Consider the following 26,277-nt stretch of genomic DNA (forward strand, 5'->3'; position numbering starts at 1 on the left):
TTGTTTATAGTGTAAGAATACTTTTTCTTTTTTAATGACTACCAAAAACATTCTGTTAACAACAACATTGAGTTTATTTGCAATTCTTTCAATTGCAATGATTCCAAACTATGAGGCATTTGCAGAGGAAGAAAAATCTGGATATAAGATGGCTGAGAATGTCAAAGCCGTTATGACTTTTACGTTTAGAGACGGAGTAGAAATACACGAGTTCCCATCTTTTTCAATGACTACTGATTTTGTCTCAAATACTGGAACAACATTTGAAGTAAAAGGAGTAATTGGTGAGTCTCCTCACTTACACAAAGCACTAGATGAGTCTTACAAGTATAGATTGATGATTGATAGTGCAAATGGAAGTTGGGATTATGATTATCGTTATTTTGATGTAGATGTGGATTTCTTAAGAGATGACATTGTCTTTAGTTCCATTGGATACTATAACTGTGAAATTTTAGCCTATTCTGCTGAGACGTTGAATTCTGGTGATTTTGAAAGTTACACTTCTTCTAAATCTGGATTTGCAATAGTTGATGATATTGAATTCAGATGTGGAGGTCTAAACTCAAACAATCCTGTAGATTTATCTATGTATGAAGGAACTTTTACTGATTATGCAACAGTTCCGTTAGATTACACATTTGCTGAAGATGTAAGAACTATTGTTACATTTGACTTTGAAAATGGACAAGAACGAATCGAATATCATGGATTCTACATCAATTCAGGATTTGGAGAAACCGATGATGCAGGTCCTGAATTTTCAGTAGAGCGTACTCTTGATTTCTTCCCACTATTAGGTAAAGAAATTGACACTGCTAGGAAAACTTCTGCTCTTCCAACATCTTACAATTCTGATTTTAATGCTAAAGTAGAATTTGTAAATGGAAAATCTATAAGAACAATTGATTATACTGATTGTAGAATTAATGGTGCAGATATAGAAACAAAATCTGACAAGGAAGAAAGCTTTACTGGTAAATCTGGATTTGCAATTGTTCAAAACATCGACTTTGCATGTGCCGGAATTGACACTACCAATACTGGCTATGGTCAGATGGCTGGAACCACTAAAGTTTGGAAAACCACTATGACTGAAAGCATTGCTCCTATTCATGAATATAATATGGGTCAAGGCGCAACAGCAAAGGTCATATTCACATATCGTGATGGGGTTGAAATAATTAACTTCCCAATCTTTGATCAACACAATGTTCTAGATAGATCATATCCAACATTTACTCTGGAAGGAATTGTGGGTGATTTTCCAATGCTCTATCAAAGAGTAGATGAGAATCTTTCAATTCAAAGCGTTCAAGGTTCAAACTATGTTGAAAACTTTGATGTTGATGTAAATCTCATGTATGGTGAAGAAACTGCTCGAGTATACAATTACTCTGGTTGTCGTGTAACAGATTATGAAATAAACTCTGCAATGAACAAAGAAGAAACTTACATCAAGGGTAAATTTGCCTTTGAGAATACTTTTGACTTTGAATGCAAAGGTTACACACCAAATAGTCCTGTATATGATGCAATGTTTGATACTACAACATATGCAAAAACCCTAAACACCGGTGATCTTAGAAACACCGATAGTTGGGGCCCTGGATTTACAGTACAAGAGTAAACACTCTTTTTTCTTATTTTATTTTTTTAATGCGATCAAATTTGATTATGTATTTTGATCATGTAACTATATAGAACAATAGACTATATGTTCACTAGCCTTATCTCCAAATTCACCTCCAATCAATCATGGGACAATGGTTATCTTGGATAAAATCCAATGAAAAAGAACTCTTAACAATTCTTGATAATTTAGCAAAAAAAGCAGTTGAAACCTCTGAGGCCGTAGTGGTTTTATTTGAACATCTTGATAATTTAGAACAAGTTCAAAAAATTCATCGACTTGAAACGGAGGCTGATGTTTTAACTAGAGACATATTTTCTGAACTAAATAAAACCTTCATCACTCCTCTGGATCGTGAGGATATGCAAAGAATTGCATCAAAAATAGATGATGTAATTGATTTCATGGATGGAATTGCAGCCAGAGTATACAGTTACAAAATCACTACTCCTCCAGCATACACTCAACAGATGGCTGAGGAATTGGTCAAAGCTACAAAAGAAGTACAATACATGATTTCAAAACTACAGAATATGAAAAATTCAAAAGATATGATTGAACATTGCAGAAATACTGGTGATATTGAGCATACTGTTGATGACTTGTATAGAGAAGCAATCAAAGAACTTTTTGAAAGTGATGATGCGATTAAAATCATCAAACTAAAAGATATCTACGAAACAATGGAGACAGCATCTGATAGATGTGTTGATGTTGCAGATGTCATCGAAGATATAGTTCTAAAATATACATGAGATGATTAAATGTTAGAAGTAGCAATAGGTGCCATTATTGTAGCATTAATCTTTGATTTTGTAAATGGATTTAATGATTCTGCAAATTCTGTTGCTACTGTAATTGGAACACGTGTTCTAAAACCAATACATGCTGTAGGTCTATCTGCAGCAATGAATTTCATTGGCCCATTCGTTTTCGGTGTTGCTGTAGCAGCAACTATTGCAAAAGGAATTGTCAGTCCTGATGATATTACAGTGTATATGATTGTAGGTGGTCTGGCAGGTGCAATTGGATGGAGTACTTTGTGTACCTATTTTGGATTACCAATTTCAAACAGTCATTCTTTAGTTGGAGGAATAATGGGTGCTGGTATTGCAGGATTAGGATTTGAAAAATTAGTATATGGTGGTTTAACCAAAGTTTTTGCAGGAATAGTTATTGCTCCAATTGGTGGAATTATTTTTGGTCTTCTAGTAACAACTTTGATTATTACAATATTTGCAAGTCGTAAACCTGGACCTGTAAACAAAACATTTGGTAGATTACAAATTATTTCATCAGCTTGGTTTGCCTTAACTCATGGTGCAAATGATGGACAAAAAACAATGGGAATTATCGTTTTGATTTTGTTTTCAGCAGGATTGGTTCCAGATCTTGAAATGCCCCTATGGGTAATCTTTGCAGCCGCAACTGCCATGGGTCTTGGTACTTTCTTTGGTGGTTACAAAGTTATCAAAACTCTTGGAGTTAAAATCACAAGACTCAAACCATATCAAGGATTTGCTGCTGAAACAAGTGGTGGATTGATGTTGGCAATATTTGCAGTATTTGGCATTCCTGCAAGTACTACGCACGCAATTACAGGCACCATTATGGGCTCAGGTGCTGCAAGAAGAAAACGTGCTGTTCGCTGGAAAGTTAGTCGACAAATCGTATTTTCATGGATAATCACAATCCCCGGTGCAGCCGCTATGGGCATTGGTTTTACTTATCTGATTCATCTGTTTGTTTAATTTTTATTTCAGCAAAAATTTTTTGAAATATTCAAATGGACATTTTACAATTAATTCAGGCAAATCTACTAACGCCAATAATTCTATTTTTTCTATTTGGAATAATTGCAGCTAGAATAAAATCTGATTTGAAAATCCCTGAAGCTATTTCTGAATTCTTACCTATCTATCTTCTTGCAGCTATTGGTTTGCATGGTGGAATCGAAATGCGTAACACTGGATTTGAAAACATGTTGATTCCAATGTTAGTTGCAATTGGTTTATCTTTGTTGTTTACATTAAATCATTATCAAATTCTAAGAAGACTAGGAAAATTCAATTTGTTTGATTCTTACGCTTTAGCATCTACTTATGGTGCGGTAGGTGCGGTTCATTTCTCTGTTGGTTTATCATTTTTAAAAAATCAGGGAGTTTCTTCAGAAGGATACATTGCAGCCATTCTTGCAGTGTTAGAACCTCTTGCCTTCATTTTAGCAATATTTATGACAAATATGGCAGTAGCAAAACAAATCCGTCAGAAAAAACAATCTTTCTCTGATGACAACTCAACTGATATTGATGTTGGATTTAACCAAACTAAGATAAAACTCTCAAAAGTATTACGTGAATCCATTACTGGAAAAGCAATTGTAATTTTACTTGGTAGTATTGTGATTGGTTACATAATTGGAGAAGAGGGTTTTGAACCAATCAAAATTGTATTTGACGATATGTTTACTGGAGCAATTGTAATTTTCATGATTGAAATGGGAATAATTGCTGGTCAACGACTTGATGATATCAAAAAAGTAGGCATTTTTCTTACCTCTTTTGCAATAATCATGCCATTATTCAATGGTATAGTTGGTGTTTTAGTTTCAACTGCATTGGGATTGAGCGTAGGTGGCGCAGTCATGTTTGGATTGTTAATGGCTAGTGCTTCCTTTATTGCAGCCCCTGCAGTTTTACGTCATGCAATTCCTGAAGCAAAACCAAGTCTATACATAACATCTGCCTTGGGAATAACATTCCCATTTAACATCATTGTCACATTGCCTATTCTGTTTACCATCTCCACACTTGTACATTCTGGAGATGGAACGATAGACTTATTCAATTACATTACTGAGGGATTCTTGTGAAACTGTACAATGTTAAACTGCTTACAATAACTTGTGAGATTTTGGCACAAGAAAATATCATTGAGATTCTCAAAAAACATGAAATCACTGGATATACAACTTATGAAGTTGATGGCAATGGTGCACGTGGACTTCGTGGACAAGGTCTAAAAACTGAAAAAAATGTTAAAGTTGAAGTAATTATGCGTGAGGAAAAACTACAAGATGTTGTAGAAGAGATCTCAAGAACATTATTTGCAAACTTTGCAATAGTTCTCTATGTTAGTGATGTTGGCGTAGTACGAACTGAAAAGTTCTAACAACATTTGTCATCTGAACATAAAATTGGAATCTTTTTACTTGTTTTTGTAACCGTTGAAATCAATTCTGATAGTTGATTATTTGAAATTGTATACATTGCTTTTTTACCTTCATCCCTTGATCTGACTATTCCACATTTTTTTAGTGTCTTTAGATGATGTGAAACTAATGGCTGATCTTTTTCTAATTTCTCTACAAAATCATTCACACACAACTCTTTGTTTTTTTGTAGCAATTCTAAAATTTCAAAACGAGTTTCATCACAAATACATTTTAGAAGGCTGACCCCATTCATATCAATTTAAATTTATATAAACTGATATTTATGTGATATTATAGAAATGTCTGAAAATATCCTGTTTGTATGCGTAGAAAATGCAGGTAGGAGTCAAATGGCTGAGGCATTTTTTAGAAAATTTGCTCCAAATCATTTCAATGTGTCTAGTGCTGGTACTACTCCATCATCTCAACTTAATCCAATTGTAATTAAAGTGATGAAAGAAATTGGAATTGATATGGTAAATCAAAAACCAAAAATTTTGTCTGATGTTATGATAAAATATTCTTCTAAAACTGTCAACATGGGATGCATGGACAAAGAATCGTGTCCTTCCTTGTTTGTCAAAGATACTCTTGATTGGAATATTCCTGATCCAAAAGAAAAAACTATTGATGAAGTTAGAGAAATTCGTGATAAAATAAAATCTGAAGTTCTAAATTTAATTAAATCTCTTGAGGCATAAGTAAATGGTCTATTCAAACTTGCAGATTTTTACAGTTGAGTTAATTGGAACTTTCATTCTTGTAGTTTTTGCAACTGGCTCAATAGTTTATGATGCTGAAGTTTTTGACGGTCAATTAGGAATTCCATTTGCAGCTGTAGCTCCATTTATTGCACTACTAATTGGTGTGTATTCCTTTGGAAAAATATCTTTAGCACATTTTAATCCTGCAGTAACTATCGGTTATTATATTACAGGCCACATTTCTAAAATTCAAATTGTATATTATTTTACAGCAGAAATAATTGGTGCAATATTAGGATCACTTTTTGTTTTAACATTCATTGGAGACAAAATGAATCTTGGAGCAAATGCTCCCAATCTTGATTTTTCAATTTTTGTAATTTTTCCAGTTGAAGTTTTAGCTTCTGCGATGTTAATGGGTGTGATCTTTTATGTTGTGTATACTAAAGGTTTGAGAGGATTTAGTGGAGTCGCAATTGGAGGAATAGTTGGATTGGATATTCTGTTTTTGGCTTTTATTTCTGGCGCATCTATGAATCCTGCTAGGGCTCTTGCCCCCGCATTATTGTCTGGAACTTTTGAACATCTCTGGCTTTACTGGACTGCACCCTATGTGGGAACTACAATTGCGGCATTTTTCTTTAGAAAGAAATTCCAAGCACAAAGAGCCGCAAATTACGAATAATAATGACCCAAAATACCCATGAGTAGTGTCTGAATCCAAAAAATTATTCAATATTGCAAAAAAGGTGATCCCCTCAGGCGTTAATAGTCCAGTTAGATATTTTGAACCCTATCCATTCTTCACAAAAAAAGCAAATGGTGCATACATCTGGGATGCTGATAACAAGCGTTACATTGATTTTTGCAATGGATATGGTGCTTTACTCTTAGGACACAGAAGAAAAGAAATAATCAAATCTGTATCAAACCAATTATCAAAAGGCACTCTATACTGTACTCCCACTGAATCCGAAATTGAACTCTCAAAATTAATCATTGGAAATTTTCCATCTGTTGACAAAGTAAGATTGATGAACACTGGAGGCGAAGCAACAATGACTGCAATTAGATTAGCACGTGGGTTTACAAAAAAGAAGAAAATAATAAAATTTGAAGGATGTTATCATGGTGCACATGACTCTGTTTTAGTCAAAGCTGGTTCTGGTTCTGCTCATAATGGAATTTCTGTATCTGATGGTGGTTTGGATGAAGTTTCAAAAAACACATTGGTTGTAGAATATAATAATATTGAAGATTTACAAAAAACAATTAGAAAAAATAAAGACATTGCAGGAGTTATTGTGGAACCAATTCTTGCAAATATGGGATTAATTTTACCTGAAAAGAATTTCCTTTCTGATTTACGAAAAATTACTAAAGAAAATAACATTCCATTAATTTTTGATGAGGTTGTTACAGGTTTTAGAGTTGCACCTGGTGGAGCGCAAGAACATTTTGGAATTAAGCCTGACATAACTACAATGGCCAAAGCACTAAGCAATGGATTTACTATCTCTGCAGTTGGAGGTAAAAAAGAAATCATGGATTTACTTTCCCCTAGAGGGAAAGTTTACCAAGCAAGTACATTTGCTGGCAATCCAATTTCTGTTAGTGCTGCAATTAGTTCAATTAAAACAATTAACAAAATCAAAAATAAACTATATTCAAAACTTGAGCGATTCAATTTGCTATTTTCTACCGCACTAGATGACATGGCTACTGACATGAAAATCCCACACCAAATCAATTTTACAGCCTCAATGTTTCAGATTTTCTTCACAAACAAACCTGTTGTAGATTATCAATCATCTAAGAATGCAAATGCAAAGAAATTCCAAAAATTATTCCAAACTCTACTAAAAAAGGGAATTTTTATTGCTCCTTCTCAATTTGAAGTGGTTTTTCTCTCTGATGCTCACACTCAAACTGATCTAAACAAAACTCTTGATGCATACCATTCTGCATTAACATCGGTGAAAAATTGAAGTACATAGTTGGAGCTAGGGGAAGTCAACTATCTGTTGCACAGACAAACTGGGTGATCTCTGAATTAAAAAAAGTGAATCCTGATTGCGAATATGAAATCAAACCAATTACCACAAAAGGTGATACTGATACTAGACCATTATTTACAATAGATCAAAAAGGAATCTTTGAAAAAGAAATTGATAGGGCAGTAGCTCAAAAAGAAGTACACTTTGCTGTACATAGTCTCAAAGATGTTCCATCAGAACTAGATGAAAATCTAATACTTGCATCTATCCCAAAACGTGAAGCAGTCAACGATGTATTCATTTCTTCAGATGGTTCAACACTAGATACTATCAAAGAAGGCTCTGTAATTGGAACTAGTTCTTTACGACGAGCAGTTCAAGTGTCAAGAAAAAGACCAGACCTCATTGTAAAACCGATTCGCGGAAATATTGAAACTAGAATAAAAAAAGTATCTGGAGAGAACTATGATGCTATAGTCCTTGCACAAGCTGGAATTTCTAGATTGGGTGTTGATGTAAAGTATTCTATGCTATCAATTGAAGATTTTTCCCCTTCTCCTGGCCAAGGTGCTATTGCTATTGTTGCACGAGCAGATGATATTGAAACAATTTCCATGTTAAAAAAAATTGAAGATGCTAATTCTCGTTTAGAGATTGAGGCTGAGCGTTCTCTTTCTGATTATGTTGATTCTGGATGCAGATTTCCTTTAGGGGCATATGCTAAATCAAATGGTTCTGAGATGACTTTGAGCGTATCTGCATTTTCTGTAGATGGAAAACAATCTCTTCTGGTAAACAAAATTGGAAACAAAGATGATCCTAAATCTCTAGGAAAAAGTGCTGGAGAAGAACTACGTTCCAAGGGAGTAAATGATCTTGCATTAAATTGGAGAGAAAAAGTAGAGGAATGGAATAAGACATGACTGGAAAAGTGTATCTTGTTGGTGCAGGCCCTGGAGATAGTAAATTAATTACATTACGTGCAGTTGAATTACTTGAAAAAGCAGATGTCGTCCTTTATGATAGACTGGTAAGCAAAAAAATTATTTCCATGATTCCAAAAAAAGCAGAAAAAGTCTACGTCGGTCGTGCAGTTGGTGATGATACAACTCATCAAAACACAACAAATGATCTTATGGTGCAGTATGCAAAATCTAAAAAAAATATAGTTAGGCTAAAGGGTGGTGATCCCATAATCTTTGGACGTGGTGGAGAAGAAGCAGAATTTCTTAAAGAAAATAAAATAAAATATGAAATTGTTCCAGGAATTACTTCTGGGATTGGGTCTGCAACTTATGCTGGGATTCCATTAACTCATAGAAAACATGCATCATCTGTAGTTTTTGTTACTGGTCATGAAGATCCAGAAAAGAAAAAAGAAATTGTCAAATGGAAAAATCTTGCAAAATCTGTTGATACTATTGTAATTATGATGGGGTTATCTAGAATTGATGTTATTTGTAAACAACTCATTGCTGGTGGAATGGATAAAAAAACTCCTGTAGCTGTTATTCAAAATGGAACTACTCCAAAACAAAAAATGATTAAAGGTACGGTTACAAATATTGCAAAAAAAGTTAAAGAAAACAAAATTACTCCTCCTACAAATATTATAATTGGCAATGTCGTTGATTTGTCAGATTCTATAGGTTGGAAATAATGCTTGATGGAAAAACTATAGCCATTACTCGCTCAAAAGATGATGCATCTGAATTCATTTCACTTGCTGAAAGTAATAAAGCAATACCAATTCCTTTACCTACAATAGAACTTGTAAGTAAGGGTGCAAAAATTGTCGATGACTTTTTGAATCTAGTAGCAACCGAACATCCTGACTATTCTGTATTTTTGAGTTCAAAAGCTGTAAAAATATTATTTGATACTGCAAAAAAGATTGGAAATTTTGAGAAATTACAATTGGCAGTTGCCAACACTATGGTAATGTCTGTAGGTCCTAAAACTACTGCAACTCTCAACACATATGGAATTAAAGTAAATCACGAACCAAAAAATAATTCTTCAATAGGCGTTGGTGAGGAATTTTCTCAAATTAATGCAGTTGGCAAAAAAGTAATCATTCCTCGTAGTGGTGCATCTAATCCTTTTCTTAAAGAACTACTAAACAAAATTGGAATTCACGTTGTAGAAATTCATCTGTATGATGTGTGTGCATTTAGAGACACTACGCAATGGAATGGATTTAGAGAATTATTCTCCCAAAACAAAGTTGATGGTGTAATCTTTACTAGTGCATCATCAGTTCGTGGGTTCTTTGAGATTATGCAAAAAGATTATGAAAAATCTGATTTGATAAACAATCTCTCAAAATTATCTCTAGTGTGTATTGGGCCTTTTACATCTGAGGAACTAAAGAAATTTGATGTTCCTTATGTTGTATCTGATCTGCATACAGTTGCTGGTGCATTTGATACAATGAAAACTAGTCTTTGTTAGATTATCTAGACTCTAAAATTTAGCTGAAGCTATTTAGCTGTGCCTATTTTTCCTCATGTATTTATAATATAACGGGGTTATGACGAACATGACTACTGAAAATCTAGATATGGATTATTCACAATATGATTTTAAAGACTCTACAGAAATGTATGTCCACCTTAGCAAGAAAGGCCTGTCTAAGGAAACTGTAATAGAAATTAGTAAAATGAAAAAAGAGCCACAATGGATGCTTGATTTCAGATTACGTTCTTTTGAAATTTTTATGCAAAAACCAATGCCAACTTGGGGTGGAGATCTAAGTGTAATTGATTTCCAAAATATTTACTATTATGCAAAAGCATCTGACAAAGTAGAAAAGAACTGGGACGATGTTCCTGAAAATGTCAAAAATACCTTTGACAAACTTGGAATTCCAGAAGCTGAAAAGAAATTTTTAGCAGGTGTTGGTGCACAATATGAATCAGAAGTTGTATACCACAGTTTAAGAGAAGACTTGGCAAAACAAGGTGTTCTCTTTTTAGATACTGATGCAGCTCTTCATGAACATCCAGAAATATTCAAGAAATACTTCGGAAAAATTATTCCTCCAGAGGATAACAAATTTGCAGCATTAAACAGTGCAGTTTGGAGTGGTGGCTCATTCATCTATGTTCCACCAGGTGTCAAAGTAGACATGCCTCTACAAGCTTACTTTAGAATTAACGCCGAAAACATTGGTCAATTTGAAAGAACATTGATCATTGTAGATGAAGGTGCAGAAGTACACTACATTGAAGGTTGTACTGCTCCTGTCTATTCTTCAGAATCACTACACTCCGCAGTTGTAGAGTTAGTGGCACACAAAGATGCAAAATTAAGATACACTACAATCCAAAACTGGAGTGCAGATGTTTACAATCTTGTAACCAAACGTGCTTATGCATATGAAGGTGCAACAGTTGAATGGATTGATGGAAACATTGGTAGTAAACTAACAATGAAGTATCCTGGAGTATACCTTATGGGTGAGAGAGCCTATGGTGAAACATTATCCATTGCCTTTGCTGGTAAAGGACAACATCAAGATACAGGTGCTAAAATGGTTCACCTTGCACCAAATACCACTTCCAAAGTCACATCAAAGTCAGTAAGTAGACTGGATGGACGTTCCACTTACAGAGGAATGCTAAATGTAGCAAAAGGTGCTACTGGTGTAAAATCAACTGTAAGATGTGATGCATTACTCTTAGATGATACATCCAAAACTGATACCTATCCTTACATGGAAATTAATCAGGAAGATGCAACAATTACCCACGAAGCAACTGTTGGAAAAATTGGTGATGAACAAATCTTCTATCTAATGAGCAGAGGATTTAGTGAAGAAGAAGCATTGTCACTAATTGTTAATGGTTTCATGGAACCATTTACAAAAGAATTACCAATGGAATATGCTGTTGAATTAAACAGACTCATCAAACTAGAGATGGATGACTCAGTGGGATAAACTCCCAATACCTAATTTTGATAAATCATGTCCCAAGAAATTCTTTCAAAACTCAACACAAGTGTCATCGATGATATTTCCTCATCAAGAAATGAACCTGATTGGCTAAAAGATTATAGAAAGAATTCTCTATCTGTCTATGATAGTTTACCAATTGAATTGTCTCCACTATACAACAAATACACTGATGCAAAAAAGATGGATCCAGAAAAAGTATCTCTTTCAACATCTACTACAGAAACAATTCCTAGTTTCTTAACCAAAAGATTAGGTGAGTTAGAAAATGAAATTTGTATTATTCAAATTGGAACAAATATTATCAAAATCAATCTTCCTGATGAATTAAAATCTAAAGGACTGGTCATCTCTTCAATTTCTGATGCCATAAAAAATAATTCTGAATTAGTAAAAAAAGCATTAGAGGCTTCAAAATCTGAAGAAGATAAATTTACTGCACTAAACAATGCTGCTTTTAATTCAGGAATATTCATTCACATTCCACGTAATTTGATTGTCGAAAAACCAATTCACATGTTCACTTGCCTATCTGAAGATGGTCATTCAACCATTTCTAGAAATGTCATCTTTGCCGATGAAAGTAGCAAGGCTACCATTGTTCAAGAATTATACTCTCCTAATATTCAAACTCAACAAGCCTATCTGGAATTAATGAACACTACCCTTGGAGCTAATGCACAACTAGATGTCACTACTTTACAAATGATTGATCAACATGCAGTAGCATTCTCAACGAGAAGAACTGATTTGGCTCAAGATGCTAAAGTCAATTGGTATTCTGGATTGTTTGGTTCAATGTTGTCTAGATACAAAATTGAATATTTCCTAAATGGTACTGGTGCATCATCTAATGATTCAGAAGTCATCTTTGGAAATAATGAGCAATCATTTGATATTCAAACTAATGTTAATCATGAAAGTCCAGCAACTGAAGGACGAGTTGTCGAAAAATCTATTCTTAGAAACAAATCAAAATCCCTTTTTAAAGGAATGATTAGAATCAAAGAAAATGCCGCAAAATCAAATTCATTTTTGTCTGGTCGTTCAATTCTATTAGATAAAGATGCAAAATCTGATGCAATTCCTGGATTAGAAATTTTTACAAATGATGTAAAGGCTACTCACTCTGCATCTGTTGCACAAATAGATGAAGAACAAGTTTTCTATTTAAAAACCAGATGTCTAAGCCATGAAGAGGCTGAAAGAACAATTGTTGAAGGTTTCCTGGAACCACTTTCAAGAAAAATGTCTTTTCAAGTTAGAGCCTGGATTGCATATCTTATTGAATCAAAATGGGACAACAAAGAACTTACAATTAACACTGATGAAGAACTAACAAAGTTTGTTGAAATTGAGGAAACTCGTTACAACGAAGATTCTGAAATAGAACAACACTACAAGTATAGGTGATATTTTGTCTGAATGGATTAAAGCTTGCAGTACAGAGCAGGTAAAAGAAGGACAACTTTTTGGTTTTGTTCATGAAGATAAAAAACTCCTCATTGCAAATCTAAAGGGAAAAATTCATGCTACTGATTTGATATGTACTCATGCTGATGCTGATCTTTCTACTGGTTTTCTAAGTGATGAAGGTGTTAGATGTCCATTACATCTCTCTGTTTTCAATTTGGTAAATGGTGAACCACAAAATCTGCCTGCTGAAACTCCTCTTAAAATATACAATGTTAAAATAGACGCCAACGAAATTTACGTGGAGCTTTAAGATATGCAAAGTACTGAATCCCTTTTTGAAAATATTAGAAATGATTTTCCAATTTTAAAAAGAACTGTTAGAGATAACAAACCTCTTGTTTATTTGGACAATGCATCTACTACTCAAAAACCAAATCAAGTAATTGATTCCATTACAGATTATTATCAAAACCATAATGCAAATATTCATAGAGCAGTTTATGCACTAGCTGAAGAAGCTACTGAAGCATATGAGGCAACACGCGATAAAATCGCAAACTTTGTTAATATTAAAAATCGTCAAGAAATTATTTTTGTTAGGGGTACTACTGAGGCAATTAATCTAGTTGCGTATGCATGGGGTAGACCTCATATCAAAGAAGGAGACATTGTAGTTACTACTGAATATGAACACCATAGCAATATTGTTCCATGGCAACTTGTAACACAAGAAAAAAAGGCAAAACTAGAATACATTGGAATGGATGATGATGGTGAATTAATTCTAGATGACCTTGATAAAATCTTGGCAACAGGCAAAGTCAAACTAGTCACTTTTAGTTTAATGTCAAATGTTCTTGGAACAATAACTAATGCTGAAAAAATTATAGAAAAATGCAAAGCTGCAGGTGTCCTTACTTTGATTGATGGTGCACAAGCTGTTCCACACATGAAAGTTGATATCGAAAAATTAGGATGTGACTTTTTTGCATTTTCTGGTCATAAAATGCTTGGACCTACTGGAATTGGAGTTTTATGGGTGAAAAAATCTGTATTGGAAACTATGGTTCCATTCCATGGTGGTGGAGATATGATTCGTGAAGTTCACAAATATGAAACAACCTGGAATGATTTACCATACAAGTTTGAGGCAGGAACTCCAAACATTGCAGATGTTGTTGGATTGGGTGCCGCAATTGACTATTTGACAAAAATTGGAATGGATAACATTAGAGAACATGAAATTGAACTAACAAAATATGCTATAGAAAAATTATCTGCAGTTAAAGGACTTCATATCTATGGCACAAAAGATATTTCAAAACGTGGTGGTGTTATTTCATTTAATTTTGCAGATGTTCATCCCCATGATGTTGCTCAAATTATTGATGAAGAAGGAATTGCAGTACGATCTGGACATCACTGTGCACAAGTATTGATGGAAAGACTAAACGTTGCAGCAACGTCTAGAGCCAGCTTTTACATTTACAATACTAAACAAGACATTGATATTCTGGTAAATTCATTAAATATTGTGGCAAAGGTGTTCAAATTATGAGTAGTAACGCAGACATTTACCATGAAATGATCGTTGATTATTCAAGAAACCCCATCAATTATGGAGAAATTGAAAATCATGATGTGACATTCCACGATTCTAACCCTCTATGTGGTGACAGTATTGACATTGATATGAAAATTGATGAAAACAAGGTTACTGATATTAAATTTCATGGAAAAGGATGTGCAATTTGCATGGCATGTTCTTCAGTTTTGACAGAAATAACAAAAGGCAAGACTATTGATGAAGCAAGAGCCATAGAAAAAAATGATGTTTTGAGTGAATTGGGTCTTGAACATCTACAAGCTGTCAGAATCAAATGTGCATTGCTTTCTCTCAAGGTACTCAAATCTGCTCTTTATACCTACATTGGAAAGAATCTAGAAGATACTGGAGATGTGGATAAATTAAAAGAAGAGGCAGCAAATCTGTACTAGTATGAGTGATTTTACTCCTACAGTACCAATTGCACTTCAAATCCGAAAAATTATCTTTGATAAATTCAATGATGTTGATACCAAATTTACAAATGATGAAATTTTTGAAATTCTCAAATCCGATGGTGATCTTGATCCTTCTTGGATAATAGATGATACTGAAATATTCTTCAACGAATTATGTGATTCTGGTCTTGCAAGAAATATTGCCCAGAACTTTACCACAATGTATCTAAAATTATTTGATCCTATAGAGAAACATCATTGCAATGCATGTGATAATGATGTTCATTTAGGACCTTCAGAAGAGAAAAAATGTCCTAACCCTACTTGCAAATCTTCTATTTAGATTTGTATTTAATTGCAGCATCTTCTAATGCTTTAATCATCGGTAATTTCTCTCCTGTAAGATAAAGTACTAGTGCTCCTCCTGCAGTACTAATGTGATTGATTTTATCAGCTAATCCTTGTTGTTTTAATGCCGTAGTAAGATGTCCTCCACTTACAATTGTTGTTGCCATTGAATTTGCTACTGAATTTAGTAATGCATTAGTTCCATAACTGAAATTATCTTTTTCAAAAAATCCTGCTGGCCCACTGATAAATACAGTTCCTGCACCTGCAATTAATTTTGAATAATATTCTACAGTCTTTGGTCCTAAATCAAATATTTTATCTCCTTTACCCATTTCTCTTACATCCATCTCCACTCTTTCTCCATCTTTGTCAATTGCAATGTCTACTGGGGTTGCAAAAACATCTGGATATTCTCCTATCAATGTGTGAGCTTTTGCCACCACTTCTTCTTCACGTTTTATTCCCATCGGTGATTTGATTCTAGCTTGTGCTCGCATGAACACATTACCAATCAATCCTGTTAGTAGTACATGGTCTGCTCTACCATTTTGAATCAATAATTTAATCGCCTCCAATCTGTCTGGAATTTTTGAACCTCCAAGCACAATAACATGCGGTGCTTTAGCTACAGTCATAATCTCATCAAGATTTCTAACCTCTCGCTCCACAATTCTTCCTGCACATGCTGGAAGAACTTGTGGGAATCCTACTATTGATGGATGTGATCTATGTGCACTAGGAAATGAATCCAATACTACAAGATCAAATAATTTCGATAAACGAGAAACCATAATTGTTTTAGCTGCGTTTTCTGGAGTAAATTCGTAATTTTCTTCTGCACACAATCGAAGATTATCTAAAAGTAAAATTTCACCTTCTTCTAAGTTTTTGATAGCACTTTGTGCTGCTTCACCAATTGTGTCCTCAACATATTTTATTTTTCTATTCATTAATTTTTCAAGGACTTTGGCGTGTTTGTCCATTCCAATATACTCATTATTTCCAACTCTGCCTTGATGAGACCCGATGACCACTTTGGCTTCTTTTAGTGATTCGAGAGTTTCAATTGCTTCTTCGATTCTTTTAGTCCCAGAAATTTCTAATGTTTCAGGATCTATTGGACAGTTCATATCCACTCTCAAAAAAACAGTCTTGCCTTTTAGGTCAAAATCATCTAGTGTGAGCACCTTCACAATTTGTCTATTGTCCACTTGGTTAAATTCTTTAGCCGATCAGAAATGATTTATTCATTTTTATTTCAAAACTTATCTATTGACAAAAATTAAAAGACACGTGCTTGAGGTTTCATTAATTGCAAAATTGGCTTTTTGATATTCGGTCTCGTTCCTTTGTTTTACTAACAATTTCATTTCTAATTATCACTGCAATTGTATATTCTGGAATTACCGAAAGCTTTGATCAAAGTGTAATTTTATTTTTTTCTGAAAATGTTGGAAACTCTACATTAGATCTGATAATGCAATCTATCACCGAAAGTGGTGAAGCATTATGGATGCTAGGATTTGCAATTTTTGTTTTAATCATTCCAAAAACCCGTAGAGTTGGAGTTACCTTGATGATTTTGATTGTAATATCTACACTGCTTACAGGTTATGTCAAATGTGGTGTTGATAGAGATAGGCCTGATTTTGAGTATGATGCAGTCTCATTTCCAGTACCTGTAAGTAAAGATACGTTTGCCTTGTTTTGTGAGGGTGGCTATGATGCATCATATCCTTCTGGACATGCTGCAAGATCAATGATTTTTGCTATTATTCTAGGATTTGCGCTCTCTGAGCGATTTCCACGTGGAGCATATTTGATGTTCCTGTATCCATTTTTGATTTCATTAAGCAGAATCTATGTTTTGGAGCATTACCCTATGGATGTTATTGGAGGTACCATAATTGGTGTGATGTTAGCTGGCGTTATGGCAAATAGAACTAAACTTTACAAAATTTTTGAGAAATCAAAAACCTAATTCTGTCAATCTGTCTCTGTGAATTAGAACTATTGCATAATGTTCATCATCATGATGATATGTCCAATATTTGACATCTCGGTCTTCATTCTTTTGTCTTAGCCCTGTTGTTACTCCTGTTGTTACAGAATATCCAATCCTTTTTGCAATTTTTGATTCTTTTGGCATTAATACTTTGTATCCTTCTTTTTTTCCTTTAAATCCTAAATTGACCATGTCTTCGACTGCTTCCATTGCCTCTTTCTCATCTTTTACATCGTATGTTCTCAAGATTGGCAAATCTTTTGGATGAAATTCCATGGTGTTGCTAAAATCTCTTAACTAATATTTTTTAAAAAATGGTATTTTGCGATCAAATTAAGTTAATTTTCTTAACTTGCAAGTCAATACATGATTATATCTATAACTTAACCGACGCTTTTGTCTTGAATCACTCATTGGCCTCATTAGAAAAACTAGTAATTCAATTACGACAAAAGAAACAAGAAGCAACCAAATTACGTAAAAAAGCAGAAGAACAAGTTAAAGAATTTCGTTCCGCTGAAAAACGCTCTGTTTCTGGTTTACACTCTCTTGATAAAAAAATAGAATCTGAAAAAGAAGAATCTACAGACGTTTCTACCGTTCTTACTAGAAAAAACTCTCAATTGGAAAGTATAGGGAGATTGATAGCTGCAGCAGAGGAGAGACTTGCTAGAGAAAAAGAGGCTATTGAGCAGACTGAACAAGAAATTGAATTTGCTGAAAACCCTTTAGAAAAACAAAATGCTGAGGCTAGATTACGCTCATTAAATGATCATGTAAGCGATTTAGTTGAAGAAATCAAAAGCAGACAAAAAACTGCCAAAAAGATTACAGATGATGTAACTGATTTCTCTGATATTAAATCAAAAATTATCTCAAAAATCCAAAAACAAACAAAATCAAAACCTTCTTTGCGTGAAACTAAAATTTCAAGCCGCAAATCTTTACAAAAATTCCTAAAAGACTTGGAAAGACGAACAAAAGCAGAAGAATCTGCTCAAAAGTCATTGGATAATGCATACTCAAAATTAAAAGAATTATTGGCAAACAGAAGAAAAGCAGCAGCAAAGAAGAAAACTGCAGCTAAAAAGAAACCAGCAAAGAAGAAAACTGCAGCTAAAAAGAAACCAGCAAAGAAGAAAACTGCAGCTAAAAAGAAACCAGCAAAGAAGAAAACTGCAGCTAAAAAGAAACCAGCAAAGAAGAAAACTGCAGCTAAAAAGAAACCAGCAAAGAAGAAAACTGCAGCTAAAAAGAAACCAGCAAAGAAGAAAACTGCAGCTAAAAAGAAACCAGCAAAGAAGAAAACTGCAGCTAAAAAGAAACCAGCAAAGAAGAAAACTGCAGCTAAAAAGAAATCTAGACGCTAGTCTTCCAAATTTACTTTTCTATTCGATAACATAAAAGTAGGTTTTATTTTATTATTTTAAAATGAAAAAACGTGGTTTAGTAATTACAATTGTTGGTTTAGTATTCATTGCAGTTTCTCTCACCATTGCAGTTTCTGCAGTTCCTTCAAACATTACTGGTCCTAATGATCTCTCGATGGTTACTATGTTTGAAGGATTGTTTGATGAGATAACAAATGAGCTCCAAATTATGCCTGGTGAGTCGGCATATGTAACCTATGATACATCTTCATTTGGTGCTCCATTGCTCTGGGGAATTCAAATTACTAATTATGTTTCTGGAGATACATTATCTATCAATATTTCAAATATTTTTGGAGATAATTATGGAACATTTGTAATGTCTGAACCAATTTTATTTGAAGCATTGGAACTTGAACAATCTGACAGTTTGAATTTTGAAATCAAAAATACTGGTTCTAGAGATGTAAGCATCGTCGTAATGTTTTCTGAAGATCCAGAAAATTCTGATGCGCTGTCTAATCCTGATTCTCCTGTAATGAATATGGTGATGCCTCTTTTAATTTCTGGATTTTTACTTGTATTGGGAATAATAATTTCAATAATTGGTGTAATTGTAATTTTAGTAGATTTGAAAAATAATTTAGATAATAAAAGAAATTATTGAGGATTAATATCCATTTTACCAAATTTGCCTTTGGTTAAGGATACTTCACCTTTGAACTCATTGGTATATCCATTTGTAATGACAACTGTATCTCCAACATTTACTGCTTTGATATCGTCGCCCCACAATGTGAGTTTCATTTGGTCATCTTCAGTTTCACCGTTAGAAATTACTGCATCGCAGACATCTACTGTTCCTCCACTTTTGAGATTCACAGTTCTTGGGTCTCCTTTGCTTTTAACAACAGCTTCAACATTAACTCCACTTCGCATTTTTTTTGCGTCGGAAATTGGTATGAATTCTGACATGTTTTGGAAACTATTGTGCACGATTATAAGCTTTGTCAAAAAATTAGCAAAATGACAGATCAGATTTTTAATTTATCAAAATAGTAATCGAGAAATATTGGTGTATACCCAAACTCAATGCAGAGGTATCGAAGCCCGGTCAACCGAGAGGGACTCAAGATCCATAATATGGGTAATCCCTTCTCTCAGGAGTTCGTGGGTTCGAATCCCACCCTCTGCACTATATTTCATCTAAAATTGCAAATTTTGTTAAAATTCTTGTAATTATGCTACGATTGTCTTTACTTTAGTAATGGAATGTTCTGAAATTTGTTTATGCATTTCAGCGAGTTGGTCGTCTTTGAAAGATAAATTGCATCTAAAACACTTCCAAACCATCTCTGACATGGGTACACTACGCATAAATTGCTTATAAGGATATTGCATGATTGATCCAATTTTTTACAATACCTGATCATTGTTTTGAAAAACATGTAATTTTTATAATTTTTTAGATCAGATTGAAATTATTTCATGACTAAAAAGGAATCCAAGGGTTTAGAAACAAAAAAAGTGATACAATTTTTGAAAGATGTTAGATATTTTTGAAATTTTTGGAGAATTTTCATATTTTGGAATTTTTCTTGTACTGATTGGAGTAAATGCATCTCCAATTCTAATGCCACCAAGCTGGATTATCTTAACGTCGTTTTATCTTCTAGATCCTACTCTGAACATAGTTATTCTTGCTATGGTAGGGGCTACAGGAGCTACTATTGGCAGATTTGTTCTAAAGAGGATTAGTGTAATTTTTAGAAGATTTGTTGCAGAAGAACAAAAATCCAACCTTGATGTGATTGGGGATTACCTTAACAATAAAAAATATGGTTATGTTATTGCCTCTTTTCTATTTGGTGCCACACCTCTTCCAAGTAACATGTTGTTTATTGCCTATGGGCTAATGCGAGCAAAAAGCCTGGGCATCTATATTGGATTTTGGTTTGGTAGAACACTCTCATACATTATTATGATTTATTCTGGCAATGCTGTGTTGACTCCCTTCTTAGAACTGTTTGAGGATCGTTTGACTGGAATTTTATTAATTGATGGTGCTGGAATTGGATTGATCATTCTATTTGCATCTGTGAATTGGACTCTTTTAATTACAAAAAGAAAACTAAAATTTGTCAAACCAAAAATATGGAGATTCTAAATGAAAGTTCTTGATTCTATTAAAAATGAAGTTAAAGAAATAATGGATAATGATTCAGCACATGATTTTGAACATATTATGAGAGTTTACAAAAACGCTCAAAAAATGTGCAAGAAAGAAAAAGCCAACAAAAAATTAGTTCTTTGTGCAGCGTTATTACATGATATTGTTTCTTACCCAAAATCTGATAAGCGTTCAAAAATGTCTTCAATAGAAAGTGCAAAAAAATCTAAAACTATGCTAAAAAAATATAATTTTTCAGAAGAAGAAATTATTATTATTTCAGATGCTATTCGTGATCATAGTTTTTCACAAAATAAAATACCTTCAACTTTGGAAGGGAAAATTCTTCAGGATGCTGATAGATTAGATGCAATAGGTGCAATAGGACTTGCAAGAGTTTTTGCTACAGGTGGTTCACTTAAACGACCATTCTATAATATCGATGATCCGTTTTGCAAAACAAGAAAACCTGATGATAAAACTTGGACAGTGGATCACTTTTATCAAAAGTTACTCAAATTGGAATCTTTGATGAATACAAAATCTGGCAAGATAGAGGCCAAAAAGAGAACTAGGGTACTCAAAGATTTCCTAAAACAATTAAAATTGGAGATATGATGATGGGAATTTTTAATCATCTAAAGAGAATGAGGACAAGGACATATTTTCTGATATTTACTCCTCCTGTAATCTTGGCATTTGTTCTGATTTTCTCATATTGTCTTAGCGTTTATGGTGATGTGTGTTTTAAAACTCCCATGATTTAGCCATAATCGACGTATCTATCATATCTTGTTTCGATCTCGGTATTTTCACCAGTCCTTATTTTCTCATATTCTTCTTTTTTTCTAAATTCAATGTATTTGTTAATTTCAGTAAATTCTTCTTCTTTTGGATAGGAACCAAACACTGGTTCAACTAGTTGCAAATATTCTATGGTTTTTTCTCTAAATTCTTCTCTTGTTGGTTTTTTGATTCCTTTCATTCTAAACCAAACTGCAGTCCAGCTTGCGCCTACCACATGTGGCAATAAATCAAATGCTCTTTGAATTTCAAAACGTTCGTCGTTTCTCATGATTCTTGAAGGAATCTAGAAGCTGATTTTGCAAAATATGTAACTATCATATCTGCCCCTGCTCTTTTAATTGAATGTAGAATCTCTAATGTGATGTCTTTTTCATTTACATATCCTAATTGTGATGCTGCTTTTACCAATGCATATTCTCCAGATACACTGTATGCTGAAACTGGTACATTGTATTTTCTTCTAGTTTCTGAAATTAAATCCAAATATGACAAAGCTGGTTTTATCATAACTATATCTACTCCTTCTTCAATGTCTGTTTCAACTTCCATCATTGCTTCTCTTGCATTTGTATATGGAACTTGGTATGTTTTTCTGTCTCCAAACTTTGGAGCACATTCTGCTGCATCTCTAAATGGTGAGTAAAAGTTTGAACGGTGTTTTGCAGAGTGTGACATTATTGAAACATCTGTAAATCCTTCTTTATCTAATGCTTTTCTAATTGCGGCAACTTGTCCATCCATCATTGCTGATGGTGATACTGTATCTACTCCTGCTCTTGCTTGACTGATTGCAATTTTTGCAAGTGTGTCTAGGCTAGTGTCGTTATCAATTTTATCTCCTTGAATAATTCCACAATGTCCCGTAGATGTAAATTGACATAGACAAACATCTGCCATGATTACTATTTTATCTCCAAATTTCTCTCTGATCTGTGCAATTGCCTTTTGAACAATTCCATTATCATCAAATGCAGAACTTCCTGCCTCGTCTTTTTGTGAAGGAATCCCAAAAACCATGATTGCAGGAATTCCTAAATCTATAATTTTTCCAACTTCTTCATTTACATCACTTAATGGTAATCTCTCGATTTCTGACATTGATTCTACTTTGACTCTTTCTTTCAAATCCTCTTGAACGAATACTGGACAAATGAAATCTTTTGGTGAAAGAGTTGTTTCTTGAACTAATTCTCTCATTTTATCTGATGTTCGTAGTCGACGAAGTCTTCTAGTTGGAAATGACATGTTGAAATTCTCTCTAGCTAAAATATAATCCTAGTCTACTTGATTCTGTTTTTTATAGTCAAATAATTTACTGGCTAGCTCTACCACATCTGGTTTGCCTTGTTCTGATGCTTTTCTGATGTTGTTCATTGGAGTTGACACAATACTTTCTACAACTGCTTTTGTTAATTCCTCGATAATTTTGATTTTTTTCTCATCTTTTTCATCTAGCATTTGAAGTGCTTTTTGTAGTTCTCTCTCTCTTAGATTCTCTATGTTTTTGAATACGTCTTTTACAAGTGGTTCTGCATCTAGTCTTTTCATTGAGGCTTCTAATACAGAAACTTCCTCATTAATTATATTTTCAACGGTTTTCACCTTGTTTAATCGTGCATTCATGTTCTTTTCAACCATTTCGGCAATTTGATCTAGATTCATGAGTTTAACTCCTCCAATGGTTGCAACTTTTTCATCAACTGTTCTGGGATTTGACAAGTCCAAAATCATCATTCCTTTGTTTTTATTTTTCATAGCTTCTGTAATTCTATCATTTGTAACTAGAAAATATGGTGCAGTTGTTGCAACAAAAATTACATCATAATTATCAAATCCTGAAAATACGTCTTCGAATTTAGCTGGATTTCCACCCATTGTTTCACAAAATGTTTCTGATCTTCCCATTGTCCTACTTGTCACATCAAATGCATAGCCGCGCCTTTGCAGTGATTTTGCAACTAATGTGGATACTTCTCCTGTACCAATGAGCAATACTTTTTTTGTTTTTAGTTCATCAATATTTTCTTCTGCAAGCTTTACTGCCATTGATCCTACTGAAATTCCGCCTGCCCCAATTCCACTTGAATTTCTAATTCTAGTTCCAATTCTAATTGCTTTATCAAATAATGTGTTGAGATGTTGTCCTGATGCTTTTACTTCTCTGGCAGATGTGATAGAATTTTTTATTTGACCTAGAATCTGTTCCTCTCCCAATACCATGGAATCTAGACCTGATGTGAGTTTCAACAAATGATGAAGTGCTTCGTGATTTTCTACAAATTCTATATTTTCATTAAATGCTTCTTCTTCAAGTCCTGTAATTGTTGCCCATGTTTTTTTGATTTTATCTGAATCATAGGATTTTGATTTACCAAATAGTTCTATTCTGTTACAGGTTTGAATTATTACACATTCATCTAATCCTGAATTAGTTTTGAATTGTTCATAGGCATTTTTCATATCTTTAATGGTAAATTGCTCTAAAATGTGAATTGGAGAGTTACGAAAAGTAACACGTGCATTGATGATATTTTGATTCATTTCCAATTCCTCAATATTGTGATAGCTCGCTTTTCAGCTTTTTTCACCTGCCCGTCTTTTATTAACTGATCAATCTCATTATCACTCATGATATTACGAAGACAGTTTTTTCTTTCTTCTTGAGTAGGTATGATCTCTTTGGCAATTTTTCTTGCAATTTTTTGAATTTTAATTTGAGCGATATCTTCCTTGGTGATAATTTTTTTGAATAGTTTTTCTGATCTATCTTTGAGTTTTTTTGACATTGCTGGACTTTTTCCACCCGTAAAAATTGCAATTTGTATCATATTTTCAAAATCTATTATTGCAGGATTTGAAAAATCACTGTCCTCTGGATTGTCTGAACTATAAACAATAATTTTTTTCTTTTTTGCATCTGTGATGATTTTTTGATTAATTTTTTTGTTATTTGTAGTTGTAATTATTAAATCTGGTTTTAATTTTGAAATAAACTTTGTATCTGAAATTTTTTGTTTTACAAATTTAATTTTTTTTGTTTTAACTAGTTTGTTTATCTGTGGGTTTATAGAATCACTAAGAACTGTGATGTCGCATTCTTGTTTTAATACTGAGTTGATTCTTTTTTGTGCCTCGTTTCCTCCCCCTATGATGATTATTTTTTTCCCTTGAAGATTAAGATCAACTATCATCGATCAAAGGGACTCCAGTTTCTATTTATGTATTAAAATTTAGAGCCTGAAATTCGAGCTACATTTTTAATTGAATGGCCAAGTTATTGACTTATTGACTTCAATGGATGAATCCGATAAAGAACTTCTCAATGAAATTCAATGGACTTTTCCACTTGTAACTAGACCTTTTGATGCTATTGCTAAAAAATTTGATACTACACCTGAAGATATCAAAACACGATTAAATGAACTAAAAGAAATTGGTGTTTTAAGACAACTTAGTGCAATTTTTGATACAAGAAAACTTGGCTATACTAGCTCACTAGTTGCCATGGAAATTGAAGATGATAAATTAGAACATGTTGCTAGTCAAATTAATCGCCATCCTGGTGTAAGTCATAATTATGAAAGAGACCACCAATTCAATCTCTGGTTTACCTTGGCTGTTCCTCCAGGTGCTGATTTGAAAGAAGAACTTGAAAAATTCAATGTTCTAAAGGGAATTAAAACAGTTAGAATGCTTCCAACTTTGCAATTATTCAAAATTGGTGTTAAACTTGACATGGTAGATGAGAAGAAGCATGATGTAGCTCCAACTGAAGAGAAAAAAGAAATTAAAAATGTAAAATTTGTCCCTACTGAAGAAGACAAAGATTTCATCCGTGAGTTACAAAAAGACATGGATATTATTGATGAACCTTTTGTAAATGCAGCAAAAAATCTTGGAATCACTGAAGATGAATTGTTTGCAAAAATGAAACATTATGAAGATATTGGTGTTATGCGAAGATTTGCAGCTATCTTAAGACACAGACAAGTTGGATTTACTGCAAATGGTATGATTGTATGGAAAGTACCTGAAGATAGAATTACTAAAGTTGGAGAAACTTTGGGCTCATTTCCTCAGGTAAGCCATTGTTATGAGAGACCTACATATGCTGATTGGCCTTACAATGTGTTTTCAATGATTCACTGTAAAACTCATGAAGAGGCCAATGAAATGGCAAAAACAATTCAAGATCAAATTAATGTTGATGAATATAAAATTCTCTTTAGTACTAGAGAATTCAAAAAAACCCGTGTAGAATATTTTGTAGAAAATTCTTTCAGTTTAGAAGAAACCGTTCCTGCATCTTAGAATTCATTTTCATCATGTCCTACGACATGAATTGTACAAAAATACTGATCATTCATGTTGCAATAATATTGTGAATCTTCTCCACATTCTTTACATGGTGGTTTTTCATCTAGTTCTGAGAGTTTAGTATGGTATACCTTGCTTCTCGATGTGACGCCTGATTCTTTATAGATTCTAGTTATGTTTGAATAATATTCTAATTCTTCAGGATTTAGTTTCTGATAGTTTTTAATTTTCTTTATCATAGATTCCCATTTTTTGTATTTGCCTATCTTGGCAATCTTCATTCTTTCAATAACTTCTAGAGTTTTTTCTATGTCTATTGGATTACTCATTT

Annotated in this window: 32 protein-coding genes and 1 tRNA gene; 24 read left to right on the plus strand and 9 right to left on the minus strand. The window is 33.5% G+C overall.

The window, feature by feature from the left end; translation table 11 throughout:
* Nucleotides 1–34: 34 nt before the first annotated feature.
* From C5F47_RS02520 to C5F47_RS02540, 5 genes are all read left to right on the plus strand, one after another.
* Nucleotides 35–1,630: a hypothetical protein gene (locus tag C5F47_RS02520; protein ID WP_179361338.1), complete on the plus strand. Its 1,596-nt coding sequence runs from the start codon at nt 35–37 to the stop codon at nt 1,628–1,630.
* 128 nt (nt 1,631–1,758) lie between these two features.
* The gene (locus C5F47_RS02525) at nt 1,759–2,388 is read left to right on the plus strand and encodes a DUF47 domain-containing protein (protein WP_179361339.1); all 630 of its coding nucleotides are present in this window, start codon (nt 1,759–1,761) and stop codon (nt 2,386–2,388) included.
* Nucleotides 2,389–2,397: 9 nt separating this feature from the next.
* The gene (locus C5F47_RS02530) at nt 2,398–3,384 is read left to right on the plus strand and encodes an inorganic phosphate transporter (RefSeq protein WP_179361340.1); all 987 of its coding nucleotides are present in this window, start codon (nt 2,398–2,400) and stop codon (nt 3,382–3,384) included.
* 35 nt (nt 3,385–3,419) lie between these two features.
* On the plus strand, nt 3,420–4,505 hold the full coding sequence (locus C5F47_RS02535) for a sodium-dependent bicarbonate transport family permease (RefSeq protein WP_179361341.1): 1,086 nt from the start codon (nt 3,420–3,422) through the stop codon (nt 4,503–4,505).
* Complete coding sequence (locus C5F47_RS02540) at nt 4,502–4,804, plus strand: P-II family nitrogen regulator (RefSeq protein WP_179361342.1); 303 nt, start codon at nt 4,502–4,504, stop codon at nt 4,802–4,804. The genes C5F47_RS02535 and C5F47_RS02540 overlap by 4 nt, the downstream gene beginning before the upstream one ends.
* Here C5F47_RS02540 and C5F47_RS02545 read toward each other — a convergent pair.
* A complete protein-coding gene (locus C5F47_RS02545) occupies nt 4,801–5,100 on the minus strand; it encodes an ArsR/SmtB family transcription factor (protein WP_179361343.1) in 300 nt (99 codons plus the stop codon). The genes C5F47_RS02540 and C5F47_RS02545 overlap by 4 nt on opposite strands.
* Before the next feature lie 46 nt (nt 5,101–5,146).
* Between C5F47_RS02545 and C5F47_RS02550 the strand changes: the two genes are divergently transcribed.
* The 12 genes from C5F47_RS02550 (at nt 5,147) to C5F47_RS02605 (ending at nt 15,269) form a co-directional block, all read left to right on the plus strand.
* Nucleotides 5,147–5,548, plus strand: coding sequence for an arsenate reductase ArsC (locus tag C5F47_RS02550; RefSeq protein WP_179361344.1), 402 nt, complete (start codon nt 5,147–5,149; stop codon nt 5,546–5,548).
* 4 nt (nt 5,549–5,552) lie between these two features.
* Nucleotides 5,553–6,236 (plus strand): MIP/aquaporin family protein, encoded by a 684-nt coding sequence (locus C5F47_RS02555; RefSeq protein WP_179361345.1) that lies wholly within the window; start codon nt 5,553–5,555, stop codon nt 6,234–6,236.
* A gap of 25 nt (nt 6,237–6,261) precedes the next feature.
* Nucleotides 6,262–7,539, plus strand: coding sequence for a glutamate-1-semialdehyde 2,1-aminomutase (gene hemL / locus C5F47_RS02560; protein ID WP_179361346.1), 1,278 nt, complete (start codon nt 6,262–6,264; stop codon nt 7,537–7,539).
* Nucleotides 7,536–8,471, plus strand: a complete 936-nt coding sequence (hemC, locus tag C5F47_RS02565; protein WP_179361347.1) for a hydroxymethylbilane synthase — start codon at nt 7,536–7,538, stop codon at nt 8,469–8,471. Before hemL ends, hemC begins: the two co-directional genes overlap by 4 nt.
* Nucleotides 8,468–9,208 carry a uroporphyrinogen-III C-methyltransferase gene (gene cobA, locus C5F47_RS02570; protein WP_179361348.1) on the plus strand — a complete coding sequence of 247 codons (741 nt, stop codon included), beginning with the start codon at nt 8,468–8,470 and terminating at the stop codon, nt 9,206–9,208. The genes hemC and cobA overlap by 4 nt, the downstream gene beginning before the upstream one ends.
* The gene (locus C5F47_RS02575) at nt 9,208–10,002 is read left to right on the plus strand and encodes a uroporphyrinogen-III synthase (RefSeq protein ID WP_179361349.1); all 795 of its coding nucleotides are present in this window, start codon (nt 9,208–9,210) and stop codon (nt 10,000–10,002) included. Before cobA ends, C5F47_RS02575 begins: the two co-directional genes overlap by 1 nt.
* Before the next feature lie 88 nt (nt 10,003–10,090).
* Nucleotides 10,091–11,491: a Fe-S cluster assembly protein SufB gene (gene sufB, locus C5F47_RS02580; RefSeq protein WP_179361350.1), complete on the plus strand. Its 1,401-nt coding sequence runs from the start codon at nt 10,091–10,093 to the stop codon at nt 11,489–11,491.
* A 27-nt stretch (nt 11,492–11,518) separates the two neighbouring features.
* The gene (gene sufD, locus C5F47_RS02585) at nt 11,519–12,919 is read left to right on the plus strand and encodes a Fe-S cluster assembly protein SufD (protein ID WP_179361351.1); all 1,401 of its coding nucleotides are present in this window, start codon (nt 11,519–11,521) and stop codon (nt 12,917–12,919) included.
* A 4-nt stretch (nt 12,920–12,923) separates the two neighbouring features.
* Nucleotides 12,924–13,232 (plus strand): Rieske (2Fe-2S) protein, encoded by a 309-nt coding sequence (locus C5F47_RS02590; RefSeq protein ID WP_179361352.1) that lies wholly within the window; start codon nt 12,924–12,926, stop codon nt 13,230–13,232.
* Nucleotides 13,233–13,235: 3 nt separating this feature from the next.
* A complete protein-coding gene (locus C5F47_RS02595; RefSeq protein WP_179361353.1) occupies nt 13,236–14,480 on the plus strand; it encodes a cysteine desulfurase in 1,245 nt (414 codons plus the stop codon).
* Nucleotides 14,477–14,920 carry an iron-sulfur cluster assembly scaffold protein gene (locus C5F47_RS02600; RefSeq protein WP_179361354.1) on the plus strand — a complete coding sequence of 148 codons (444 nt, stop codon included), beginning with the start codon at nt 14,477–14,479 and terminating at the stop codon, nt 14,918–14,920. Before C5F47_RS02595 ends, C5F47_RS02600 begins: the two co-directional genes overlap by 4 nt.
* A gap of 1 nt (nt 14,921) precedes the next feature.
* Entirely contained in the window at nt 14,922–15,269 is a 348-nt protein-coding gene (locus C5F47_RS02605) for a hypothetical protein (RefSeq protein WP_179361355.1), read from the plus strand.
* Here the strand turns inward: C5F47_RS02605 and C5F47_RS02610 are convergent.
* The gene (locus tag C5F47_RS02610; RefSeq protein ID WP_179361356.1) at nt 15,262–16,488 is read right to left on the minus strand and encodes a phosphoglycerate kinase; all 1,227 of its coding nucleotides are present in this window, start codon (nt 16,486–16,488) and stop codon (nt 15,262–15,264) included. The genes C5F47_RS02605 and C5F47_RS02610 overlap by 8 nt on opposite strands.
* Nucleotides 16,489–16,589: 101 nt before the next feature.
* Here C5F47_RS02610 and C5F47_RS02615 point away from each other — a divergent pair, with 101 nt between their 5' ends.
* Entirely contained in the window at nt 16,590–17,258 is a 669-nt protein-coding gene (locus C5F47_RS02615) for a phosphatase PAP2 family protein (RefSeq protein WP_179361357.1), read from the plus strand.
* Here C5F47_RS02615 and C5F47_RS02620 read toward each other — a convergent pair.
* Nucleotides 17,247–17,558, minus strand: coding sequence for a hypothetical protein (locus C5F47_RS02620; RefSeq protein WP_179361358.1), 312 nt, complete (start codon nt 17,556–17,558; stop codon nt 17,247–17,249). The genes C5F47_RS02615 and C5F47_RS02620 overlap by 12 nt on opposite strands.
* Before the next feature lie 137 nt (nt 17,559–17,695).
* Here C5F47_RS02620 and C5F47_RS02625 point away from each other — a divergent pair, with 137 nt between their 5' ends.
* Together C5F47_RS02625 and C5F47_RS02630 are read left to right on the plus strand one after the other, a co-directional pair.
* Nucleotides 17,696–18,652: a coiled-coil domain-containing protein gene (locus C5F47_RS02625; protein ID WP_246271226.1), complete on the plus strand. Its 957-nt coding sequence runs from the start codon at nt 17,696–17,698 to the stop codon at nt 18,650–18,652.
* 61 nt (nt 18,653–18,713) lie between these two features.
* Nucleotides 18,714–19,319: a hypothetical protein gene (locus C5F47_RS02630; protein WP_179361360.1), complete on the plus strand. Its 606-nt coding sequence runs from the start codon at nt 18,714–18,716 to the stop codon at nt 19,317–19,319.
* Here C5F47_RS02630 and C5F47_RS02635 read toward each other — a convergent pair.
* Complete coding sequence (locus C5F47_RS02635) at nt 19,313–19,627, minus strand: single stranded DNA-binding domain-containing protein (protein ID WP_179361361.1); 315 nt, start codon at nt 19,625–19,627, stop codon at nt 19,313–19,315. The genes C5F47_RS02630 and C5F47_RS02635 overlap by 7 nt on opposite strands.
* Nucleotides 19,628–19,746: 119 nt before the next feature.
* On the opposite strand from C5F47_RS02635, the gene C5F47_RS02640 reads away from it, so the two are divergent.
* From C5F47_RS02640 to C5F47_RS02650, 3 genes are all read left to right on the plus strand, one after another.
* A tRNA-Leu gene (locus tag C5F47_RS02640) sits at nt 19,747–19,847 on the plus strand.
* A 351-nt stretch (nt 19,848–20,198) separates the two neighbouring features.
* Nucleotides 20,199–20,819 carry a hypothetical protein gene (locus tag C5F47_RS02645; protein ID WP_179361362.1) on the plus strand — a complete coding sequence of 207 codons (621 nt, stop codon included), beginning with the start codon at nt 20,199–20,201 and terminating at the stop codon, nt 20,817–20,819.
* Nucleotides 20,820–21,440, plus strand: coding sequence for an HD domain-containing protein (locus C5F47_RS02650; protein ID WP_179361363.1), 621 nt, complete (start codon nt 20,820–20,822; stop codon nt 21,438–21,440).
* Nucleotides 21,441–21,585: 145 nt separating this feature from the next.
* On the opposite strand, the gene C5F47_RS02655 is transcribed toward C5F47_RS02650, so the two are convergent.
* From C5F47_RS02655 to C5F47_RS02670, 4 genes are read right to left on the minus strand one after another with little or no spacing between them, the layout of a single operon-like run.
* The gene (locus C5F47_RS02655) at nt 21,586–21,897 is read right to left on the minus strand and encodes a hypothetical protein (protein ID WP_179361364.1); all 312 of its coding nucleotides are present in this window, start codon (nt 21,895–21,897) and stop codon (nt 21,586–21,588) included.
* Nucleotides 21,894–22,874: a porphobilinogen synthase gene (hemB, locus tag C5F47_RS02660; protein ID WP_179361365.1), complete on the minus strand. Its 981-nt coding sequence runs from the start codon at nt 22,872–22,874 to the stop codon at nt 21,894–21,896. The genes C5F47_RS02655 and hemB overlap by 4 nt, the downstream gene beginning before the upstream one ends.
* Before the next feature lie 30 nt (nt 22,875–22,904).
* The gene (gene hemA, locus C5F47_RS02665) at nt 22,905–24,170 is read right to left on the minus strand and encodes a glutamyl-tRNA reductase (RefSeq protein ID WP_179361366.1); all 1,266 of its coding nucleotides are present in this window, start codon (nt 24,168–24,170) and stop codon (nt 22,905–22,907) included.
* Nucleotides 24,167–24,820 carry a precorrin-2 dehydrogenase/sirohydrochlorin ferrochelatase family protein gene (locus C5F47_RS02670; RefSeq protein WP_179361367.1) on the minus strand — a complete coding sequence of 218 codons (654 nt, stop codon included), beginning with the start codon at nt 24,818–24,820 and terminating at the stop codon, nt 24,167–24,169. Before C5F47_RS02670 ends, hemA begins: the two co-directional genes overlap by 4 nt.
* Nucleotides 24,821–24,923: 103 nt before the next feature.
* On the opposite strand from C5F47_RS02670, the gene ahbA reads away from it, so the two are divergent.
* Entirely contained in the window at nt 24,924–25,940 is a 1,017-nt protein-coding gene (gene ahbA / locus C5F47_RS02675) for a siroheme decarboxylase subunit alpha (protein ID WP_179361756.1), read from the plus strand.
* On the opposite strand, the gene C5F47_RS02680 is transcribed toward ahbA, so the two are convergent.
* Complete coding sequence (locus tag C5F47_RS02680; protein WP_179361368.1) at nt 25,937–26,275, minus strand: hypothetical protein; 339 nt, start codon at nt 26,273–26,275, stop codon at nt 25,937–25,939. The two genes, ahbA and C5F47_RS02680, sit on opposite strands and share 4 nt — an antisense overlap.
* Nucleotides 26,276–26,277 lie beyond the last annotated feature (2 nt).

Origin of the sequence: Nitrosopumilus cobalaminigenes (assembly GCF_013407145.1) — an archaeon.
Classification (GTDB): Archaea; Thermoproteota; Nitrososphaeria; order Nitrososphaerales; family Nitrosopumilaceae; genus Nitrosopumilus; species Nitrosopumilus cobalaminigenes.

Bases quoted from the DNA above. Each gene is read 5' to 3' on its own strand.
- hemA (WP_179361366.1), bottom strand. From the start codon at position 24,170: ATGAATCAAAATATCATCAATGCACGTGTTACTTTTCGTAACTCTCCA.
- C5F47_RS02595 (WP_179361353.1), top strand. From the start codon at position 13,236: ATGCAAAGTACTGAATCCCTTTTTGAAAATATTAGAAATGATTTTCCA.
- ahbA (WP_179361756.1), top strand. From the start codon at position 24,924: ATGGATGAATCCGATAAAGAACTTCTCAATGAAATTCAATGGACTTTT.
- hemB (WP_179361365.1), bottom strand. From the start codon at position 22,874: ATGTCATTTCCAACTAGAAGACTTCGTCGACTACGAACATCAGATAAA.
- C5F47_RS02655 (WP_179361364.1), bottom strand. From the start codon at position 21,897: ATGAGAAACGACGAACGTTTTGAAATTCAAAGAGCATTTGATTTATTG.
- C5F47_RS02555 (WP_179361345.1), top strand. From the start codon at position 5,553: ATGGTCTATTCAAACTTGCAGATTTTTACAGTTGAGTTAATTGGAACT.
- sufB (WP_179361350.1), top strand. From the start codon at position 10,091: ATGACTACTGAAAATCTAGATATGGATTATTCACAATATGATTTTAAA.
- sufD (WP_179361351.1), top strand. From the start codon at position 11,519: ATGTCCCAAGAAATTCTTTCAAAACTCAACACAAGTGTCATCGATGAT.
- C5F47_RS02680 (WP_179361368.1), bottom strand. From the start codon at position 26,275: ATGAGTAATCCAATAGACATAGAAAAAACTCTAGAAGTTATTGAAAGA.
- C5F47_RS02530 (WP_179361340.1), top strand. From the start codon at position 2,398: ATGTTAGAAGTAGCAATAGGTGCCATTATTGTAGCATTAATCTTTGAT.
- C5F47_RS02550 (WP_179361344.1), top strand. From the start codon at position 5,147: ATGTCTGAAAATATCCTGTTTGTATGCGTAGAAAATGCAGGTAGGAGT.
- C5F47_RS02670 (WP_179361367.1), bottom strand. From the start codon at position 24,820: ATGATAGTTGATCTTAATCTTCAAGGGAAAAAAATAATCATCATAGGG.
- C5F47_RS02600 (WP_179361354.1), top strand. From the start codon at position 14,477: ATGAGTAGTAACGCAGACATTTACCATGAAATGATCGTTGATTATTCA.
- C5F47_RS02525 (WP_179361339.1), top strand. From the start codon at position 1,759: ATGGGACAATGGTTATCTTGGATAAAATCCAATGAAAAAGAACTCTTA.
- C5F47_RS02635 (WP_179361361.1), bottom strand. From the start codon at position 19,627: ATGTCAGAATTCATACCAATTTCCGACGCAAAAAAAATGCGAAGTGGA.
- C5F47_RS02630 (WP_179361360.1), top strand. From the start codon at position 18,714: ATGAAAAAACGTGGTTTAGTAATTACAATTGTTGGTTTAGTATTCATT.
- C5F47_RS02650 (WP_179361363.1), top strand. From the start codon at position 20,820: ATGAAAGTTCTTGATTCTATTAAAAATGAAGTTAAAGAAATAATGGAT.
- C5F47_RS02645 (WP_179361362.1), top strand. From the start codon at position 20,199: ATGTTAGATATTTTTGAAATTTTTGGAGAATTTTCATATTTTGGAATT.
- C5F47_RS02520 (WP_179361338.1), top strand. From the start codon at position 35: ATGACTACCAAAAACATTCTGTTAACAACAACATTGAGTTTATTTGCA.
- C5F47_RS02605 (WP_179361355.1), top strand. From the start codon at position 14,922: ATGAGTGATTTTACTCCTACAGTACCAATTGCACTTCAAATCCGAAAA.
- cobA (WP_179361348.1), top strand. From the start codon at position 8,468: ATGACTGGAAAAGTGTATCTTGTTGGTGCAGGCCCTGGAGATAGTAAA.
- C5F47_RS02535 (WP_179361341.1), top strand. From the start codon at position 3,420: ATGGACATTTTACAATTAATTCAGGCAAATCTACTAACGCCAATAATT.
- C5F47_RS02545 (WP_179361343.1), bottom strand. From the start codon at position 5,100: ATGAATGGGGTCAGCCTTCTAAAATGTATTTGTGATGAAACTCGTTTT.
- C5F47_RS02575 (WP_179361349.1), top strand. From the start codon at position 9,208: ATGCTTGATGGAAAAACTATAGCCATTACTCGCTCAAAAGATGATGCA.
- C5F47_RS02620 (WP_179361358.1), bottom strand. From the start codon at position 17,558: ATGGAATTTCATCCAAAAGATTTGCCAATCTTGAGAACATACGATGTA.